Annotated in this window: 15 protein-coding genes, 1 other RNA gene and 1 pseudogene; 8 read left to right on the top strand and 9 right to left on the bottom strand. The window is 55.7% G+C overall.

The window, feature by feature from the left end:
* A pseudogene (locus tag KKD83_05575) lies at positions 1-868 on the top strand (recombinase family protein).
* Here KKD83_05575 and ssrA read toward each other — a convergent pair.
* The 9 genes from ssrA to KKD83_05530 form a co-directional block, all read right to left on the bottom strand.
* Positions 852-1,204: a transfer-messenger RNA gene (gene ssrA / locus KKD83_05570) on the bottom strand. The pseudogene KKD83_05575 and the gene ssrA sit on opposite strands and share 17 nt — an antisense overlap.
* A gap of 31 nt (positions 1,205-1,235) precedes the next feature.
* Positions 1,236-1,691 carry an SsrA-binding protein SmpB gene (smpB, locus tag KKD83_05565; protein MBU2535618.1) on the bottom strand — a complete coding sequence of 152 codons (456 nt, stop codon included), beginning with the start codon at positions 1,689-1,691 and terminating at the stop codon, positions 1,236-1,238.
* 54 nt (positions 1,692-1,745) lie between these two features.
* A complete protein-coding gene (gene zwf / locus KKD83_05560; protein MBU2535617.1) occupies positions 1,746-3,188 on the bottom strand; it encodes a glucose-6-phosphate dehydrogenase in 1,443 nt (480 codons plus the stop codon).
* A gap of 111 nt (positions 3,189-3,299) precedes the next feature.
* A complete protein-coding gene (sucD, locus tag KKD83_05555; GenBank protein ID MBU2535616.1) occupies positions 3,300-4,175 on the bottom strand; it encodes a succinate--CoA ligase subunit alpha in 876 nt (291 codons plus the stop codon).
* Positions 4,176-4,182: 7 nt separating this feature from the next.
* Positions 4,183-5,313: an ADP-forming succinate--CoA ligase subunit beta gene (gene sucC, locus KKD83_05550; protein MBU2535615.1), complete on the bottom strand. Its 1,131-nt coding sequence runs from the start codon at positions 5,311-5,313 to the stop codon at positions 4,183-4,185.
* A 37-nt stretch (positions 5,314-5,350) separates the two neighbouring features.
* Entirely contained in the window at positions 5,351-5,953 is a 603-nt protein-coding gene (locus KKD83_05545) for a 2-oxoacid:acceptor oxidoreductase family protein (GenBank protein ID MBU2535614.1), read from the bottom strand.
* Positions 5,910-6,737 (bottom strand): 2-oxoacid:ferredoxin oxidoreductase subunit beta, encoded by an 828-nt coding sequence (locus KKD83_05540; protein ID MBU2535613.1) that lies wholly within the window; start codon positions 6,735-6,737, stop codon positions 5,910-5,912. The genes KKD83_05545 and KKD83_05540 overlap by 44 nt, the downstream gene beginning before the upstream one ends.
* Positions 6,734-7,879, bottom strand: a complete 1,146-nt coding sequence (locus KKD83_05535) for a 2-oxoacid:acceptor oxidoreductase subunit alpha (protein ID MBU2535612.1) — start codon at positions 7,877-7,879, stop codon at positions 6,734-6,736. Before KKD83_05535 ends, KKD83_05540 begins: the two co-directional genes overlap by 4 nt.
* Positions 7,836-8,063: a 4Fe-4S binding protein gene (locus KKD83_05530; protein MBU2535611.1), complete on the bottom strand. Its 228-nt coding sequence runs from the start codon at positions 8,061-8,063 to the stop codon at positions 7,836-7,838. Before KKD83_05530 ends, KKD83_05535 begins: the two co-directional genes overlap by 44 nt.
* A gap of 287 nt (positions 8,064-8,350) precedes the next feature.
* On the opposite strand from KKD83_05530, the gene KKD83_05525 reads away from it, so the two are divergent.
* From KKD83_05525 to KKD83_05495, 7 genes are all read left to right on the top strand, one after another.
* Positions 8,351-8,758 (top strand): 4Fe-4S dicluster domain-containing protein, encoded by a 408-nt coding sequence (locus KKD83_05525; GenBank protein MBU2535610.1) that lies wholly within the window; start codon positions 8,351-8,353, stop codon positions 8,756-8,758.
* 8 nt (positions 8,759-8,766) lie between these two features.
* On the top strand, positions 8,767-9,645 hold the full coding sequence (locus KKD83_05520; protein MBU2535609.1) for a CoB--CoM heterodisulfide reductase iron-sulfur subunit B family protein: 879 nt from the start codon (positions 8,767-8,769) through the stop codon (positions 9,643-9,645).
* Between the two features lie 18 nt (positions 9,646-9,663).
* Entirely contained in the window at positions 9,664-12,384 is a 2,721-nt protein-coding gene (locus tag KKD83_05515) for an FAD-dependent oxidoreductase (protein ID MBU2535608.1), read from the top strand.
* Entirely contained in the window at positions 12,381-14,342 is a 1,962-nt protein-coding gene (locus KKD83_05510; GenBank protein ID MBU2535607.1) for a CoB--CoM heterodisulfide reductase iron-sulfur subunit A family protein, read from the top strand. Before KKD83_05515 ends, KKD83_05510 begins: the two co-directional genes overlap by 4 nt.
* 9 nt (positions 14,343-14,351) lie before the next feature.
* Positions 14,352-17,369: an FAD-dependent oxidoreductase gene (locus KKD83_05505; GenBank protein MBU2535606.1), complete on the top strand. Its 3,018-nt coding sequence runs from the start codon at positions 14,352-14,354 to the stop codon at positions 17,367-17,369.
* 18 nt (positions 17,370-17,387) lie between these two features.
* Positions 17,388-17,819 carry a hydrogenase iron-sulfur subunit gene (locus tag KKD83_05500; GenBank protein ID MBU2535605.1) on the top strand — a complete coding sequence of 144 codons (432 nt, stop codon included), beginning with the start codon at positions 17,388-17,390 and terminating at the stop codon, positions 17,817-17,819.
* A 9-nt stretch (positions 17,820-17,828) separates the two neighbouring features.
* Positions 17,829-18,562: Coenzyme F420 hydrogenase/dehydrogenase, beta subunit C-terminal domain (locus KKD83_05495; protein ID MBU2535604.1), on the top strand; the 734-nt coding region annotated here is incomplete at its 3' end.

Here is an 18,562-nt window from a genome sequence, read left to right as displayed (position 1 = left end):
CGCTGGCCCCAGGCTCTTCACGACGGCTTCAGTAAGGGGAATCCTTCACAATCCTTTCTATACCGGGCAGGTCAAATACAGGGACAATCTGTATCCGGGAACCCATGAGCCTCTGGTCACCCAGGATATCTTCGACACAGTTCAAATTACAACGAAAAAGAATAGCGGTCGTTCGGAGACTCTCACCCCTCGACCGGAACGCCAGTATCTCCTGAAAGGACTCGTCCGGTGTGCCTTTTGCGGAATGCCGATGTGGGCACAGACCTACCGTAACGGAAACCAGTATTACCGCGAACATAAGAACTCTCGTGGTTACGGTATTTGTCCTGAGGCTTCCGGCTCTATCCCTTGCCATGTAGCCGATAATCAGGTAATCCAGCTGGTTGAGAACATCGAACTCGGCGACCGGTGGCTCGATGAAGTCCTGGCAATCATCAGTATCAAGGATGAAGCCGAGAGGATTTCGAAGAAGCGGCAAGATATCCAACAGCGGCTCCGGAGGATGGCGAAGACCTTTATTGATGGTCTGCTGGATGATGCCGAATATTCCCGCCAGAAGCGGATGCTGGAACTGGAATTGGAAAGCCTGGTCGTCCCTGAAGTCCAGGCCGCTGAAGAGGCCGGGAAGCTTCTCCAGGACTTCCCGCGGCTATGGTCCCTAGCTAATCTCGAAGAGCAGAGGAAGCTCCTAGTCAGCATGCTGGATGCCGTTTACATCAATACCAAGTCTAACCTCATCGTCGCCGTAAAGCCGAAGCCGCCATTTAGACCTGTCTTCCAGGTGGCGGCTTCGCGTGATGGATCTGAGATCCGTATTATCAATGAACCCTATCAGGGATCATCGTTGTTTCTGGTGGAGACGGGGGAGAGTCGAACTCCCCGTCCAGAAGAAGCGACCCAGAGTATCCTACAGGCTTAGCCAGCTCTTTTTTCTCATCCGGCTGACCTCTGCTGGCCTAGTTCAGCCAGACCAGTCGATTTTTCTTACACTGCCTTTATCGACGTCCGGCAGCGGCACCTCAACTTTTCGTCACCCAATCCCAACCTGTTGAGGAGAGGTCGGGTTGGATGTGCAGCTATATTTTAAGCTGCGTAAACGACTTCAGGTTCGCCGTTTGTTTTTTTGCCACTTGTTTTGTGAGGGCAGTGGCACCTCAGCCTGCAACTCTGTAGCCTACGTCCCCTGTCGAAACCACGCGTCCCCACAGGCTACGGCGACCTTGTCTCCACCTCCTTTACCGTTTGTGTCTCTTCACCGCCCGCCCGATTTCTCTCTCTACCTCGCGCTGGGCGATGGTCGCACGTTTATCGTACAGCTTTTTGCCTTTGGCCAGGGCGATGGCCACCTTGGCCCGACTGCCCTTCAGGTAAAGTTTCGTCGGTACCAGGGTAAGGCCCTTCTCGGCGACCTGGCTGGCAAGGCCCTCAATCTGTTTGCGGTGTAGGAGTAACTTGCGCGGCCGTCTCGCTTCATGGCTCATATAGCTGCCGGCTTCATAGCGCGCGATATGCGCGTTCAGCAGCCACAGTTCACCCTTCTCGGGGCTGACATAAGCGTCTCCCAGGCTTACCCTGCCTTCCCGAATCGATTTTATCTCCGTACCGGTAAGAGCAATTCCCGCCTCCATGCTCTCCCCGATGTGGTAGTTGTGATACGCCTTGCGATTGGTCGCTACCGTTTTAACCGCCATCTCCCCACTATTAAATTATATCACATTACTGGAGCGAGTTTTAGTTCGGAATGGCTACGCTCCCCGGTTCATCCAGCCGTCGAAAAGCCGGTTCATTTCGGCTGGGCCCCAGCTGCCTGCCGGGTAGGGGTGAACCGGGATATTACCTTTGAGCAGGCCATCGTAGAGACGCCAGGCGGTTTCCACCTCGTTGTCGCAGACAAAGAGTGTCTGGTCACCGAGAATAACATCGAGGATAATGGTTTTGTAGGCGTCGGGGAGGGCACCGAAGGCCCCGGCGTAGCGGAAGTGGAGCGGCTGCGTGGTCATGGTAAAGGGCTGGCCGGGGTTCTTTACCTGGAAATAGAGGTCGAACCCCTCGTCGGGCTGAAGGGTGATGACAAGGACGTTCGGCCTGACACCGCATGTTTCTTCAAAGGGGTGGAAGATGGAGGCGGGGGCGCAGTGAAAGGTAACCACTATCTGCGTGCAGCGAAGCGCCATGCGTTTGCCGGTGCGGAGGTAAAACGGCACTCCTTTCCAGCGCCGGTTGGGAATGTCAATTTTCAGTGCCGCAAAGGTTTCCGTGCTGGAGTTCGGAGAAACACCCGGTTCCTCCCGGTAACCGACCATACCCTGTCCGTCGATTTTCCCGCCGACATACTGCCCCAGGACCACATCTGCCGGGTTGATGGGGGCAATCCGATGAAGCACCTTGATTTTTTCGTTGCGTATGGCGCCGGCCTCGAAAGCCGACGGCGCCTCCATGGCCACGAGTGCCAGGAGCTGGGTCAGGTGGTTCTGGACCATATCGCGCAGGGCACCGGCGCGTTCATAGTAAGCGGCCCGTTTTTCGATTCCCAGGCTTTCCGCCACCGTTATCTGGATGCTCTCAATGTGGTCGCGGTTCCACAGATGCTCAAAGAAGGTATTGGCAAAACGGAATACCAGCAGGTTCTGTACCGTCTCCTTGCCCAGAAAGTGGTCGGTGCGGTAGATCTGCGATTCATCAAAGTAGCGGTGCACTTCACCATTGAGTTCCTGTGCGGAGGCCAGGTCCCATCCGAATGGTTTCTCCAGGACGAGCCTGGTCCAGCCTGAGCTCTGGTTCAGTCCCGCCTCTCCGAGACCGGCCACTGCGTTCGGCACGATGTCAGAGGGGAGAGCCAGGTAGAGCACCCGATTTCCCGGCAGTCCGCATTCTCTTTCCAGGGCATCGAGCTTTCCGGCCAGTTTCCCGTAATCTGTCCGGCTCCCCTGGCCGATGCAGTGGTAGTGAAGGCGCTGGTCACACCATTGGGATGCCTTATCATTAAGAAGCAGTCCGGCGTCGGCCAGCATCTGGCGTGCCCGGGAGCGGAAGCCCTTATCATCGAGGTTTTCATCAACATCGATGCCGACAATAAAGTAGCCATCCCCCAGCTCGCCTTTGGTGGAGAGGTGGAAGAGGGCGGGGAGCAGCTTGCGACGTGCCAGGTCACCCAGCGCGCCGAAAATAAGGAAAAGATGAGGCTCCATTTCCTTGGTCGTCAATCAGGTTACTTTCCTTTTATATTTATCTGGAATGAATCGCCTGTAAGAACTTCCCGGTCATCGGGACAGATATCGTGCTGTAATTCAGCGGGCATATCATGACCGCCTTTCCAGCAGCAGTCGCGGTATATCACTCGGCTTTTCCGCTACCGGAATCCCGTGAGCGTTAAAGGCATCGATTTTGGACTTGGCTGTTCCCATGGTACCGCTGATGATGGCCCCGGCATGGCCCATGCGCTTTTCCGGAGGCGCAGTCCTTCCGGCGATGTAGGCGACAACCGGCTTGGCATATTCACTTTTGCCGATGTATTCGGCGGCCTTTTCCTCCAGATTGCCACCTATCTCGCCGATGAGCACCACGGCCTCGGTCTCCTCATCTTTTTTCATCATTTCCAGTACCCTGATAAAATCCAGACCGATAATTGGGTCGCCACCGATGCCAACGCAGGTGCTCTGCCCGAGGCCGGCGTTGCTGATAAGCCAGGCAATCTCATAGGTGAGCGTTCCGCTTCTCGAAATCATGCCGATGCTGCCGGGTCGAAAAACGTGGCTCGGCATCACGCCCATGTGTACCCGGTTGCCGGGATTGATGATGCCCGGACAATTCGGGCCAACTATGGTAACACCGTTATCATTCGCTCTGGCAACAAACTCGATGGAATCTTTCTGCGGTATCAGGTCGGTAATCACCACCAGCGTTTTCAATCCGGCGTCAATGGCTTCAATTATGGCAGCCGAGGCAAAACGAGGAGGAACATATATAACGGTGGCGTTGGCGTCATGTTTGTTGATGGCCTCGGCAACCGTGTCGTAAACAGGCACGCCAGAGACTTCCTGTCCCCCCTTGCCCGGGGTAACGCCGGCAACGATTTTTGTCCCATAGCCGAGCATCGCTTCGGTGTGGAAGCGGCCCACGTTCCCGGTGATGCCCTGCACGATAGCCCTGGTGTCTTTACCGACGATGATGCTCATATCCTGACTATATTCCCACCACCTCTTCGATTGCGTCCTCCATATTGGAGTAGCTGTTGATTCCCGCCCCTTTCAATATGTGGATGCCTTCCTCCTCTTTCGTGCCCATCATCCGCACCACAATCGGTTTCTTAACCGACGAGGCATCGAGTGCTTCAATGATACCCTGCGCCACGAGGTCGCAGCGTGTAACTCCACCCAGGATATTGATTAAGACCGCCTTTACCTTCGGCTTCGACATGATGATGGTGAGAGCTTTCCTGATGGTTTCTGCCCCGGCCCCACCACCGATGTCCAGAAAGTTGGCCGGCTTGCCACCGAAGAGGTGCACCACGTCCAGCGTGGCCATCATCAGACCAGCGCCATTGCCGATAATGCCGATATCACCATCGAGGTCAACATAGGCCAGCCCCTGCTTTCTCGCCTCGATCTCGGCCGGGCTGGCCTCTATTCTGGCGATTTCCGTACCTTCAAACTCAGGGTGCCGGAAAAGGGCGTTATCATCGATGATTATGCGGGCATCGCAGGCCACCAGCTCTTCAGACGCTGTCTTGGCCAGGGGATTGATTTCAATCAGCTCGGCATCGTAGTCCATGGCGATGCGGTAAAGTTTATGGATAATCTCGCTTATCGTAATTGCGTCAGATGCGGACAAAGCTGTAAACGGGGCCAGCATTTTTCGAGCCATATGTTCATCGAGACCTTTGATGGGGTCGACATGATGACGTGCTATTTTCTCCGGCGATTCTCGGGCGATTTCCTCGATGTCAATGCCACCGCTGGTGGACGCCATGGCGACATATTTTTTAGCCTGTCTGTCTATCGTTACCGAGGCGTAAAACTCATCAACTATGTCGATTTTCTGTTCAATCAATATATTTGCTACTGTAGAGCCTTTGATGTCGCTACCGAAGAGTTTTGCCGCGATTTCCCTTGTCTCTTGAGCGTCGCTGGCAAATAAGATTCCGCCCGACTTACCCCTGCCTGAGACCAGCACCTGTGATTTCAAGGCCACCGGCCCACCGATTTCTGCGGCGGTCGATTCGGCTTCAGCGGGGCTGCTGACCACTTTTCCCACCGGAGTCAGGATGCCATATCTTTTCAGGATATCCTTGGCTTCGAACTCAAAAAGTTTCATCGTTCTGTTTTAAGCGGCATTAGTGACGATGCAAGCACTAAATTTCGAATTCTTCCGTTGCCCCGGCATACTTCAGACGGTCTTTCAGTCTGCTGGCAAATTGCAGCGCTTTGTCGAACGCCTGCAGGTTCGCCTCCAGTTTTGCCGATGGCAGTCGACTGGCGATAGCCCTGGTCAAAACACGGCGGTTGATGAGCGGACAGAAAGGTACCAGCGAGCCGAGAGCGGCCACATTGATAGCGCGTTCCTCACCGACCTTGCGGGCTATTTCCCCGAAAGGAATTGAGATGATTTTCTCCCAGAGAACTCGCCGCACTGCGTCGGAATCAACGATGACCAGCCCAGCATCTTTCATATCCGGCAGGTTCTTGTCACAGGCTACCTGAGTGAGGGCGATGAGCACGTCCAGCTCCGTAGACTGGGGAAAATCAATCACCGTATTGCTCAGAATGACCTCGGAGATGGAGTTACCGCCCCTTGTTTCCGGGCCGTAGCTCTGGCTCTGCGCCACGTAAAGGTCCTGGATAATCCCCGCCTCGGCCAGCATTATACCGGCCAGAATGATACCCTGACCTCCAGCGCCGGCTATCCGGATTTCAAGCCTTGGATTTTTCGCCGTGGAGACGGTGGTATTGCTCATGGTAGTTTGGCCTTTCTCTATCTGCCAGGACGCCGATGACCAGCTTGCCTTCCAGTTCAGCGTCGCTCAACTGTTTCGCTTTTTCAACCGTAACGGAATTGTCCTTCTGCCATTTCATCATTTCCACCGGCGATTTGAGCTTCAGGAAATGGCCGGCATGTATAACACAGTGCGATACCACTTCCACCATGGCGAACCCCTTCTTTTGCAACGCCTGGCCAATGAGTCGCTCTAGGAGGCGCGTGTGGTAAACAGTGGAACGGGCCACGAATACCGCCCCGGCGGCCTCGGCCAGCCGGCAGATATCAAAATCAGGCTCGAGGTTACCGTATGGCGATGACGTGGTTATAGCTCCGTAGGGCGTAGTCGGGGAAGTCTGGCCCCCCGTCATACCGTAGACGTTGTTGTTGAGGATAAAGCTGGTTATCTCAACGTTGCGCCGGGCAGCATGAATGAAGTGGTTCCCCCCGATGGCAACGGCATCGCCGTCACCCATTACCGTTATCACCTTGAGTCGGGGATTGGCCAGCTTTATTCCGGTGGCGAAGGTGAGCGCCCTCCCATGTGTGGTGTGCAACGTGTTGAAGTCAACATATACGGGGAGGCGACCGGAGCAGCCGATACCGGATATGAGGACGATGTCGTCTTTGCCGTACCCCTCCCGGTCGATAACCCGGATCAGGGCCTGCATGAAAATGCCAATGCCGCAGCCGGAACACCAGATGTGCGGGAACCGCTTGCTGGAGCGGAGATATTTATGGACGAGGTGTGTCGGTTCCCTCATGGGTAAATCTCCTCCAGCGTTTGCAGGATTTCCGCGGGCTTGATGGGCGTACCATCGACCTTGTTCAAAGTGGCCACCTCACAGCGGCTTTGATTGACCCTCTTCACCTCTCTGGAAATCTGCCCTATGTTCAGTTCAGGCACCAGGACTTTTGCCGAATTTTCCAGCACTTCGACTATGGTGCGGCGCATGAAAGGCCAGAGGATTTTGAGATTGACCAGACCCACTTTAAGACCTTTTTCTCGTGCCTGCTGCACCGCCCGGAGCGCGGCACGCGCCACGCAGCCGTAAGCGATTATCGTTACCCTGGCGTCATCGGTTTCATATGCGTCGAACCACTGCAGACGGTCGAAGTCCTTGGATATCTTGGTGAAGAGCCGGTGGATGAGCGGTTCTACTTCATCGGTGCGAACGGTGGGATAGCCCCTCACATCATGGTACAGTCCGGTAACGTGATAGCGGTAACCATCGCCAAACGCCGGCATCGTCGGCACGCCGGTGCCCGGGTCGGCGTAGGGAATATACCATTCCGGTGGCACGGTGGGGCGGGGTCTCTCTTCGATTTCCAAATTATCCCTGGTGGGCAAAACAACCCCTTCCCTCATGTGTGCCACCACCTCGTCGACGAGCAGGATGACGGGGGTGCGGTATCGTTCCGAAAGATTGAAAGCCTGCACGGTCAGCTCGAAAAAATCGTAGACGGAGGAAGGGGCAAGGGCGATGATGGGGTGGTCGCCGTGGGTGCCCCAGCGGGCCTGCATGACATCGCTCTGGGATGGCTGCGTGGGCAGGCCGCTGCTCGGACCGCCCCGCATTACATCGACGATAACGCAGGGGACTTCAGCCATGCAGGCAAAGCCGATGTGCTCCTGCATCAGTGAGAAACCAGGCCCGCTCGTGGCCGTCATACTTTTACTGCCGGCCAGCGAAGCACCGATAGCTGCACCCAGGCTGGCAATCTCGTCTTCCATCTGAATGAAGACGCCGCCGGCCTCGGGCAGCTTCCGGGCCATAATCTCCATAATCTCCGTTGCCGGCGTGATGGGGTATCCGGCATAGAAGCGGCAGCCGGCCATCAGGGCGCCTTCAGCGCAGGCCTCATTTCCCTGCAGGAGAACCTGTTTCCTGGCGAGTTTCTTCATCTTTGTACACCACGATGGCAAAATCGGGACATCTCATCTCGCAGAGCAGGCATCCGGTGCATTTCTCGGGGTTCTTTACGATGGGGTAATCGGAATCATCAGCTTCAAGGACTTTATGGGGGCAGAAAGCTATACAGATGCCACACTTCTTACACCACCCCTGATATATCTCAACCCTGTTCATCTGATTGCCAAACTATTATATCTAATCGGCCGTGGGCACACAAGTTTAAGATGTAGGGGAATGTCAGAATTGCCTCTTTTCTATTTGGCTTGGCCATCCGATTTTGCTTTTTATATTGCATTTGTTAGAATAAAAATATATGCTGGAAAAGAAATTTGCCGGCAGGTGGATGAATCGCCAGGGCCACGAATCACCTCAAATTGCCATTGAAATAGTCCAGTGTATGCTTTAAAACTCAGCGTAAAGGCATTTCCGGGCTCTGCCCGGATTTCGATTAAGGCATTGGAATGAAGATTCATATCTCCTCAAAGACGCTCCAGAGTGACTTTGTCAAGAAAGTAACCGAAATCTCCGGGCAGGACCTTCTTTCCTGCAACCAGTGCGGAAAGTGCTCGGCGGGCTGTCCCATGTGCTTCGCCATGGATTGGCTGCCCAATCAGATTATTCGACTGGCACAGCTCGGACTTGAGGAGGATATCGCCGCATCAAAGACCGTCTGGCTCTGCGCTTCCTGCCTTACCTGTACTGTTCGCTGTCCGCGCGGGGTCGACCTGGGCAGGGTGATGGAGGCGATAAGGCTTATCACCTTGAGGAAAAATATCGACTACGTGAGCGCATCAAGCATTCCGAAAGAAACCGTCGGCGAGCTTCCCCAGATAGCGCTGGTCAGCGGCTTCCGAAAGCATACTGCCTGAGGGATGTTATGGAACTGAGTTACTATCCAGGGTGTACGTTGAAGACCAGGGCAAAAGGCCTCGAGGATTCCGCCGTTGCCGCCATGGATGCCCTGGGCATCAGGCTGGCTGAAATCGAGCGCTGGAATTGCTGCGGCACCGTCTATTCGCTGGCTGAAGACGACCTGGCTCATCACCTGGCGCCGGTGAGAAACTTGATTCGCGTCAAAGAGCAGGGCGGTGACAGAGTGGGTACGCTGTGCTCTTTTTGCTACCATACGCTGAAGCGGGCGAACCTGCTGATGCGGAATGACGGCGAAAAAAGGAAGACCCTTAACGACTTCATGGAAGAGGAGGTTGACTACAATGGGGAGGTGGAGGTCGTCCATCTCCTCGAAGTGCTGCGGGATGAGGTCGGCTGGGAGAACATCGCTGCCAAAGTCAAGGTTCCGCTGCAGGGCCTGAAGGTGGCACCATACTACGGCTGTACCCTGCTGCGGCCTCAGGAGGTGGCTATAGACCAGGTGGAGAGGCCAACCATTTTGCACCGACTGATGGAAGCCATAGGTGCCGAGGCGGTTGATTTCCCTTACGCCACCGAATGCTGCGGCGCATTTCAAATCGTGGGGAATCCCGACTCCATTACCCAGCGCGCCTGGGAGATATTGAGCTCGGCACTGAGGCGGGACGCCGAGGCCATGGTCCTCACCTGTCCCCTCTGTCATTTCAACCTCAGCCAGAGACAGTCTGAATTAATGCAGAAATACAGCGATTTTCAGGGCATGCCGATTTTCTATTTCAGTCAGCTTCTGGCCATTTCGCTGGGAATTGACCCGGAGGTTTGCCATTTTGAACTGGACTATGCTGACTCGCTTTCTCTCCTCAAGAGCAAGAAGCTGGTCTCTTAATTACGGTATGGAAAAGCAATGGGAAGGTTAGGCGATTCTGTTACCAGAAGGGCGTTGATTATTGGCGGTGGGGTGGCCGGTATTCAGGCGGCCCTGGACATCGCCGATGCCGGATATGAAGTTATTCTGGTGGAAAGAACCCCCAGCATCGGCGGGCATATGATCCAGTACTCCGAGGTCTTTCCCACGCTGGACTGCCCGCAGTGCATCCTGACGCCCAAGATGGTGGAGGTCGGCCAGCACCCCAATATCAGACTCCTGACCTATTCGGAGGTAGAGAAGGTTTCCGGTCAGGTAGGGAATTTCTCCGTCCGCGTTAGAAGAAAGGCTTCCTATGTGGACCGGGATAAGTGCACCGGATGCGGGGATTGTTCTCCCGTATGCCCGGTAGAAGTATACAGCGAATATGAGCGCGGAGTAGTTGCACAGAAAGCGATCTACAAGCCCTTCGGTCAGGCAGTGCCCGCTGTCTTTACCGTGGAAAAGAGAGGAATCTCACCGTGTCGAATCGCCTGCCCGGCGGGCGTTAACGCTCAGGGCTACATCGCCCTTATCTCCCAGGGAAAGTACAGAGAAGCCCTGGAGGTGGTGCGTCGGACCATGCCCTTCGCCGGGGTAATCGGGCGGGTCTGCACTCACCCCTGTGAAACAGATTGCGAACGCAAGACCGTGGAACAACCCATGGCCATTCGTGCCCTGAAGCGATTCATTGCCGATTACGAGCTGAAGGAAGGCAGGGAGAAGGCGATTCCGGTTGAGAGGACGAAGCAGGAGAAAGTAGCTATCGTTGGCTCCGGGCCGGCGGGCCTGGCCTGCGCCTATGATCTGGTCAGGAGAGGATATCCGGTGACCGTATTCGAAGCCATGCCTATGGCCGGCGGCCTGCTGCGCTATGGAATTCCAGAATACCGGTTACCGAATAATATACTGGATAACGAGATCGATTATATCAGGGAACTCGGCGTGGAAATCAAGACGAATAGTCCGGTGGGGGACCTGAGCAAGCTCTTCGCCGGGGGATACAGGGCGGTTTTCCTGGGTACGGGCGCCGGGATAAGCCAGAAGATGGGCATTCCTGGCGAAGACACATCGGGTGTCATTCATGCCCTTGATTTTTTAAAGAGAGTAAGTTCGGGGGATAAAATCAGTTTGGGCAGTCGGGTGGCAGTTATCGGCGGGGGCAATGCGGCGGTGGATGCCGCCAGAGTTGCCCGGCGTCTCGGCGTTGAAGAGGTCAGTATTCTGTATCGTCGTTCGCGGGACGAGATGCCGGCGGTTGCCGGTGAGGTTGATGAGGCGGAAAAGGAAGGCATAAAACTTCACATCCTGGCCGCGCCGGTAAAGGTTCTGAGCCAGGGGGATAAATTAACCGGTATCGAGTGCATCCGTATGGAGCTTGGTGAGCCTGATGCCAGCGGTCGGAGGCGGCCGATACCACTCAAGGGCTCAGAGTTTATCATGGATGTTGATAATGCCATTATCGCCATCGGACAGACGGTAGACAAGGCTGGATTACCCGAGAAGCTGGCTTACACTGAGCGGGAGACCCTCTCAACAGACCCGGTCACATTTGAAACAAATCTTGCCGGCGTCTTCGCCGGCGGTGATGTGGTCTCCGGTCCGGCCGATGTCATTGGAGCCGTTGCGGCCGGCAATGAAGCCGCGGAAAGCATCGACCGATATTTAAGTGGTACGAATCTGCGCCAGGGAAGACCAGAGCAGCCGCACAGAGTCGAGGAAGTCTCAAAGGAAGGAATATTGCCGGGGTCGAGGGCAGCTATGCCGATGCTGGACCTGAAACAGAGAGCAGGTTCCTTTGCCGAGGTTGAGCTTGGCTTCGACGAAAAGGTGGCCATTGCGGAAGCCAAACGCTGTCTGAACTGCGCTGGCTGTTGCGAATGCCTCTCCTGTGAGGCAGCCTGTGAAAGAAAAGCCATCAATCACGAGATGGTTGACCGTTATGAGGAATATGATGTCGGCGCCATTGTCGTGGCCACCGGGTTTGAACTCACTCCCACAAAGGCAATCACTGAGTTTGAATCGGACCCGGACATTCTGGATGGGATTCAGTTTGAAAGGATACTCTGCCCGGGAGGTCCTACTGCCGGGGTGGTATTGCGGCCGTCCGACGCGAAAGCACCTAAAGAGGTGGTATTCATCTCCTGTGTGGGCTCCCGCGACCCCGAGCACGGTGTGCCTTATTGTTCCCGGGTGTGCTGCATGTATCTGGCGAAACAGGCCATGCTCTACAAGCACGCTGTCCCCGACGGCCAGGCATACATCTTCTATATGGACACCCGGAGCACGGGGAAAGGCTACGAGGAGTTTGTGCAGAGGGCCGTGGAAGAGGACGGCGTATTGTACCTGAGGGGAAGAGTATCCAAGGTTTTCCGGGACGGGAAAAAGCTCAGGGTCTGGGGGGCCGATACCCTGACCGGGAAGAAAATCGAACTGTCCTGCGACCTGGTAGTGCTGGGCATGGCTATGATAATTGACCCGACCAGTGAAGAACTGGCGCAGGCACTTGGCATAAACACGGATGAACACGGGTTTATAACCGAAGTGCACGCCAAACTGCGTCCACTGGAGACTTCGGTACCGGGCATTTACGTTGCCGGAACAGCCCAGGGACCTAAAGACATTCCCGATTCAGTGGCCCAGGGGAGCGGTGCCGCCAGTAAGGTACTTGTCCTTTTCTCGCATAAGGAATCAGCGCTGGAAAAAGTGGAACAGCGATGAAAGAGAAGAGAATCGGCGTCTTTGTCTGCCACTGCGGGTTGAATATCGCCGGCACGGTGGACGTTGAACGCGTTGTCGAGCAGATTAAGGACTATCCCGGTGTGGCCCACGCCGAGCACTACATCTACATGTGCTCCGACCCGGGTCAGGAGCTGGTGCGCAAGGCAATCAGAGAGAAGGACCTGAACGGCATTGTCATGAGCAATTGCTCGCCCTCCCTGCACCAGACGACGTTTCGCAAGCTGGCTGAGTCTGAAGGCCTTAATCCCTACTTATGTGAGATTGCCAATATACGGGAGCAGTGCAGCTGGCCCCATGCTGCCGATAAAGAGACGGCTACCAGAAAAGCGGTATCAATCATTAAATCGGTCATCGAAAAACTGCGTCGCAATATCTCTCTTACCCCGCTGGTGGTGCCGCTGACCAAAAGGGTGATGGTTGTCGGGGCCGGGGTGGCGGGGATGCAATCCGCGCTGGACATTGCCGATAGCGGCTACGAGGTAGTACTGGTGGAAAGAAGCCCCAGCATCGGCGGACATACCACGCAGCTGTCAGGGACGTTCCTGACCGGTGACCGCATACCCGGTCTGGTTTCACCGATGATGTCAAAGGTGGCTTCGCATCCCAATATCAGGCTTTACGCTTATTCAGAAGTGGAGGACGTCTCTGGATACGTCGGCAATTTCAAGGTGAATATCAGAAGCAAGGCGTCCTGTGTCGATGAAGCAAAATGCAACTGCTGCGGACTCTGCCTGGGTAGCTGTCCCGTCGCTGTTCCTTCCGAGTTCGACCGCGGGCTCTCGCCGCGAGGTGCCATCTACGTGCCTTTCCCGGAGGCACTGCCGCCGCGACCGGTGATTGACCGGCAGGCCTGTCTGCATTTCGACGGTGATAAGTGCCATGCCTGTAAAGATATCTGCCCCGGTGATGCCATCGATTTCGGGCAGGAGGATATAATAGCCGAGGAAGAGGTCGGGGCCATCATCGTGGCTACGGGATATGAGCTTGTCCCGTGCGGTGCCATTGCGGAATATGCCCCGGACCCGGATGTTATCGATGGGCTGCAGTTCGAAAGGCTGCTTTCACCTTCCGGGCCAACGTCGGGGGAGGTTCGAAGGCCGTCCGATGGGAAGATACCCGAGCAGGTGGTTTTCATTCAATGCGCCGGGTCGCGCGACCCGGAACACGGTGTGTCCTACTGCTCCCGGGTATGCTGCATGTACGTGGCGAAGCAGGCGCAGCTTTACAAGCAGTCCGTTTCAGATGGGCAGGTATATGTTTTTTATATGGACATTCGCTCCGATGCCAAGGGCTACGAGGAATATGTAAAGAAAGTGGTGGATGAGGAAAGGGTCTTGTATCTGAGGGGCAAAGCATCCAAGATATTCCGGGACGGTGATAAGCTCAAGGTCTGGGGCGCGGATACTCTGACCGGAAAGAGCATTGAGGTTGCCGCCGACCTGGTGGTTCTGGCCACCGCCATGGTACCCAGCCCTGGGGTCAGGGAGCTGGCGAGAAAACTGAACATCATCACCGACCAGCATGGCTTTATCACCGAAGCGCATATCAAGCTCAGGCCGGTAGAGACCCTCACCTCCGGCATTTACCTGGCGGGGACGGCGCAGTGGCCGAGGGACCTGCCCGATACCGTCGCCTCGGCGAGCGGTGCGGCGAGCAAAATCCTCTCCCTCTTCTCCCGCAAAGAACTTCTCCACGAGCCTACGGTTGCCGTCGTTGACACAGAAGTATGCAGTGGTTGTGGACAGTGTGTCGCCATCTGTTCTTATCAGGCAATCGAACTTGACCCGGTGAAAAGGGTGGCCAGGGTCAATGAAGCGGTATGTGATGGCTGTGGCGCCTGTTCGGTCACCTGTCCCTCCAAAGCAATATGCCACAGGAACTGGACTGCACGGCAGTTCTTCGAGATAATCGATATCGCCACGGCGGATTATGTATGAGCTGGTAAAATGGCCAAGTCAAAAGCAGTTTTGGTAATAGGTGCCGGGGTGGCGGGAATAAAATCCTCCCTGGATTTGGCAGAGGCGGGATACACCGTCTATCTCTGCGAACGGAAGCCGGGCATCGGGGGTGCCCTCATCCAGATGGACACATGGTTCCCGGACAACCACTGCAGCCTGTGCCAGATGCTCCCGACTCTTAATAGAGACTTATTCTCCCAATCTTGCCTGCGACGCGGACTGCTTCATCCCAATATCGAGCTGTTATACAACACGGAAATAACCGAACTGCAAGGCAAGGCAGGTGATCTCAAGGCAACGTTAAGCACAAAGAGTACCGGCGTGGATTCCGAATTATGCATTGGCTGTGGCCTCTGCGCCGAGGTATGCCCGGTCGAGGTGGAAAATCAGTTCGACGAAGGCTTGAGCCGAAAGAAGGCCATCGATGTGCCGAACCCCTACGCCAATCCTCGACTGTATGCCATAGACTGGGCGAGGTGCACCCGGTGCGGAGAGTGTGTGAACAGGTGCCCGACCAAGGCCATTCAGCTTGTAGAAGAAGAAAGCATCAGGCAGCTCCAGGTGGGTGCCATTATTCTATCGACCGGCTTCGAGGAATTCGACCCACGCCTCGCCACGCAGTATGGCTACCGGCGCTATCCCAACGTGATAACCAGCATTGAGCTGGAGCGGATACTCAGCCCGGGCGGACCTTTTGAGGGTAAACTGCTTCGTCCTTCGGATAGCAAAACGCCAGCGTCTATTGCCTTCTTGCAGTGCATCGGCTCGCGGGACCGCCAGAGAGATTACTGTTCCTCGGCGTGCTGTATGTTTGCCATTAAGGAGGCCACGCTCATCAAGCAGACCTGTCCGCAGGCGGATGTCCATATCTTCTTCATGGACCTGAGGGCATTCGGCAAGGGTTACCATCGCTACTATGAGCGGGCCAGGGATGAACTCGGCGTGAACTTCACCCGCTGTCGTGTCCCGGTGGTGAAAGAAGACCCGCAGACCCATAACCTGATGCTGACCGTGACTTCAGATGATGGCTCAATAGTCAAACGTGAATTTGAAATGGCCGTGCTTTCCGTGGGGCAGACACCAGCCCCGAAATTCCATGAGCTCTGTCAGGTTCTTGGCTTGGAAACGAACCGGTGGGGCTTCTGCCAGACGCGACCGTTCTCTTTGGTAGAGACGTCGCGGGAGGGGATATATGTTTGTGGCAGTGCGGCCAGTCCCAAGGATATCGTTGATACCATGGTCGAAGCCGGTGCCGCCGCCGACGAGGCGACAAAATGGCTCAATTCACCCCCAGCCCGCCTGAAGGAAAAAGAGCCGGCGGAGAAACCAGCCGGAGAGGAAGAGCCGCAAATCGCCGTTTTCCTGTGCGGCTGTGGCGGTGAGATTGAATCTGCCCTTGACCTTGAGCAGGTAGTAAATCATATCAGTAAATTACCGGGCGTTGTTCACGTCGAACAGATGTCATATCTCTGCCTGGGCGATTCGCTGGGAGTAATAAAAAAGCGAGTGAAGGAGCACAAGGTCAACCGCCTGGTACTTGGTGCGTGTGGCATGTATGTCAATGAATCCATGCTTGGTAAATTGGCTGTCGAGGCTGGAATTGATGCAGATAAAATCAAGGTAGTGAATCTCAGAGAAGAAGTTGTCTGGGTGCACCGTGACCAGTCCGACGCGGCACTGGCAAAGACGAAAAGCATGCTGGCCATGGCCCTGGAAGACGTCCGGCAACTGGAATATCTGCCTATCCCACCGACCGTGGTGATACCCCACGCGCTGGTCATCGGTGGCGGCATTGCCGGTATGACGGCGGCTTTAGCCATCGCTCGGCACGGAATCGAGGTCCACCTTGTCGAGCGGTCGCCGGAGCTGGGCGGAAACCTTAAAGATGTGTTTTCTACCCTGGAAAGCGGCGATACGCGACCGTTGCTCAGGGACACCATAGAGCAGGTGAGCGGCAGCTCTCAAATCCATCTGCATATGGAGTCGGAGGTGGCGGCGGTGAGCGGTTATGCCGGGAATTTCAGGATTAGCATTAAAGAGAAAGACGGGTCTTTCAATGCGTTGGAGGTTGGTGCGCTCATTGTGGCGACCGGTGGCGAGGAATACTCCCCTCAAGAGTACCTGCATGGACAAAACAAAAAAGTAATCACGCAGCGGGAACTGGAGAAGCGACTGTCTGCTGGAGAACTCGGCCCGGGTGGGTTAAGCTCGGTCGTTATGATACAATGCGTTGGCTCCAGGGACGAAGCCCGGCCCTATTGCAGTCGCGTCTGCTGCGCGCAGGCAATAAAGAACGCGTTAGAATTGAAGGAAGCCAATCCCGGCATCGAGGTGAACGTTCTCCACCGGGATATAATGAGTTATGGCTTTAAAGAGGAATATTATACTCTGGCGCGGGAAAAGGGCGTGCAGTTTATACGCTACGAGCCGGATAGCAGGCCAGAGGTGAAACAGGATAACGGGAAGTTGACCGTAGAGCTTTTGGAGCCGGTGTTGGGGGGCAAGCTGGTGCTTGAACCCGACCTTGTTGTCCTGAGCACGGGGGTCGTTCCCAATGAGAACAGGGCGCTCGCCGATATCCTGGGGGTGGAGACGGATGAAGACGGATTTTTCCACGAGGCGGAGGAAAAATTCCGCCCGGTGGAGTTTCTGAAGGATGGCATCTACGTCTGCGGGCTGGCCCACTCGCCGCGCAGCGTCGAGGAGACCATCGCCCAAGCACGGGCCGCCGCCGGGAGAGCAATATCACTGCTAACTTCGAAGCAGTTGAAAGTCGGAAGAATAATCTCCGAGATTGTTCAGAGGCTGTGCCGCAAATGCGAGATGTGCATCACCGTCTGCCCCTACGATGCCAGAGCCAGAGATGAGGAAAGCAATGAGATTGTGGTACGGGAGGCTTTGTGTCAGGGCTGCGGGGCCTGCGTGGTGGCCTGCCCCAGTGGCGCCGCTAAAATAAGAGGCTTCAGGGACAGGCAGGTATTTTCACTGATTGATGCCGCGCTTTGATAATAAGGAGGTAATGAAGTGGCCGAGGAAAGAGAGTTTGAACCGGTAATCGTGGGCTTCTTCTGCAACTGGTGTACGGCTACCGCTGCCGACCTCGCCGGCACGCTCCGCATGCAGTACCCGGCCAATATCCGCCCCATCCGAACCATGTGCAGCGGGTCGGTGGACCCGGTTTACGTTTTGCGGGCACTGCTCGGCGGGGCCGATGGCGTGATGGTGGGGGGATGTCCTCCCGGCGACTGCCACTACGTCTCCGGAAATCTCAAGGCCAGAAGGAGAATGGCCATATTGAAGACCGTACTGAGTACCCTCGGCCTTGAGGACGATAGGGTCTGGATAAAATGGATAAGCGCTGCCGAGGGCGCCAAGTTTGCCCGCACCATGAATGAAGTCACCGAGTCAACCAGGAAATTGGGGCCAAATCCAATGGGAAAGGACTGGTCCATTTAGGAAATGGAGATGGAGCGGTACGCAATTTTGCCTGTTGAAAACCAAGACGTACTCGGGGCGATTCGCCAGTTCCTGGCCGGTCTCCTGGAAAAGAAACTGGTCGATGCGCTGCTGGTACCCTTGGAACTGCCTACCGGCGACAACGTGGTGCCGACCATCGTGAGCAGCCCGGAGCAACTGCAAAGGGCCAATCCACTGGCGCCAGTGATGCCGGTGAGTTCCTCTCGCCTCGTCTCCAGGATCACCATGATATCTTCAAGTCCGGAGCGGCTGGGCGTTGTGCTGCGCTCCTGTGAACTCAGGGCGCTCGTCGAACTGGTGAAACTCAAGCAGGCCTCGCTGGAAAATTTACTCCTTATCGGCATTGATTGTTTTGGGACTTACTCTATTGATGACTACGGGAAATCAGTCCAGGAAAGCTCATCACCGACCGAGGATTTCCTGGACCGAATTCGAGAGGGAAAAGAGGACCCTCTCCTCCGCCAGGCCTGCCAGGTCTGCGAATATCCGGCCCCCATGGGCGCTGACCTCACCATCGGTCTGCTCTGCGCCAAACTTGATACTGGTGTCCTGCTGGTGGCGGGAACGCCGGAGGGAGAGAAAGCGATTCAAGAGATGGGCCTTGAGGAGGTAAAAGCCGAAGAGAGGGAGGCAGCGATAGCAAAGCTAGTTGCGGAAAGGGCACGGAAGCGGGAGGAAATGCTGAAGCAAACCCGGGAAAACATCCGGGGTCTGGATAAGCT

This window comes from Chloroflexota bacterium, from assembly GCA_018829775.1.
Taxonomy (GTDB): Bacteria; Chloroflexota; Dehalococcoidia; order Dehalococcoidales; family RBG-16-60-22; genus E44-bin89.
The sequence above is the reverse complement of the archived record's forward strand: the minus strand, read 5'-3'. Positions and strand labels throughout refer to the sequence as shown.